We start from the raw sequence: 1,323 nt of genomic DNA, 5'->3' as shown, positions 1-1,323 counted from the left end.
CTGCAGGTCGCTGTGTAGTCGCGGCGCCCATTCCCACCGGCTGTCGCGCAGCAGGCTGGCGCGGGCGACGGCCAGGGCCCCCACTCGCAAGGTGGGCGGCCCCGGCCGCGCTGCTCGCCAGCGTCAGCCGACTTAGCTTCGCGGCCGGGCTCTGGACGCTGCCGTCCGGGCGTCGCCCGACGGTGATCGCGTGGGCATCGCAGGTCAGTCGTGGCGGTGACGCACGATGTAGTCGATGTAGCGGATCGTGTCCTCGCGGTCGTCCTCGCTGATCGAGTCCCATAGGTCCGCCAGCCAGTAGAGCGAGCCCGACAGCATCCAGGCCCACCCGCGCACCCAGGTCGCCTCGTCGAACCCGAGCGCCTCCCGGTAGGCGGCCCGCGGGCGGGCATCGAACAGGCTCCAGCCCGGTCGTACCTCGACCGCCGGATCGCCGCGGCCGAGACCGCCGAAGTCGATCACCCCGGTGAGCCTGCCCCGGTCGACCAGCAGGTTGCCTTCCAGGAGATCACCGTGCAGCCATACCGGCGGTCCGGGCCACTCGTCCGTCGTCATCGCCTCGTCCCACGCCGCGGTCACCGTTCGCCCGTCGATCCGGTTGCCCAGCGCCGCGATCGACCGGCGGGTCAGCTCGTCCCGCTGCACCAGAGGTACGCCGCGCTGGATCCCCTCCTTGACTGGCCCGTCCATCGGGTCGATCGCGATCATCGCGCGCACGAAGGCGGCGAGGTCGACGGCGAGGTCGACGAGGTCCTGCCCGGCTTCCGGATTGCGCCCGTTCAGCCACGGGACGACCGTCCACGGCCACGGATAGCCCCCGCCCGGCCGGCCGACCGCGATCGGCACCGGCACCGGCACTGGCAGATGCGGTGCCAGCTGCGGCAGCCAGGTCGCGTCGGTCGCCACCTGGTCGACCGCCCACTGGGCCCGCGGCAGCCGTGCTGTCAGGGAATCACCCAGCCGGAACAGCGCGTTGTCGGTGCCGTTCAACGGCTGCGCAACGATCGGCAGGTCCGACCATTCGGGGAACTGCTCGTCGATCAGGGCGCGTATCTGCTCAACAGCGACGACGATCTCTCCAGGGCGCATCGCGCGACCGTAGAACCGGCTCAATCATCTTGCCAATCGAATTCGGACGACGCCGAGCCGTGCGCCGGATCGATCGCTTGTACCGCGGCCTCGGCGTCGGCGGCGAGCCCGCCGGGTCCGCCGTCGGTGTGCATCTGACCGGCAAACACCTCCGCTGCCTCGCCGTCGTACCGATGCGATGGAGCGGTGTCGAACAAAGGACGGTCGGGATGCCGGCGAGCCGGCTATTCATTA

General features: G+C 70.7%; 2 protein-coding genes. Both read right to left on the bottom strand.

What is annotated here, in order from left to right; translation table 11 throughout:
• Window positions 1-204: 204 nt before the first annotated feature.
• Entirely contained in the window at window positions 205-1,089 is an 885-nt protein-coding gene (locus tag ACL02O_RS34210) for an aminoglycoside phosphotransferase family protein (RefSeq protein WP_412822322.1), read from the bottom strand.
• 20 nt (window positions 1,090-1,109) lie between these two features.
• Window positions 1,110-1,238, bottom strand: coding sequence for a hypothetical protein (locus tag ACL02O_RS34205; RefSeq protein WP_412822321.1), 129 nt, complete (start codon window positions 1,236-1,238; stop codon window positions 1,110-1,112).
• Window positions 1,239-1,323 lie beyond the last annotated feature (85 nt).

It is taken from the genome of Micromonospora mangrovicola, from assembly GCF_047200535.1.
Classification (GTDB): Bacteria; Actinomycetota; Actinomycetes; order Mycobacteriales; family Micromonosporaceae; genus Micromonospora.
The sequence above is the reverse complement of the archived record's forward strand: the minus strand, read 5'-3'. Positions and strand labels throughout refer to the sequence as shown.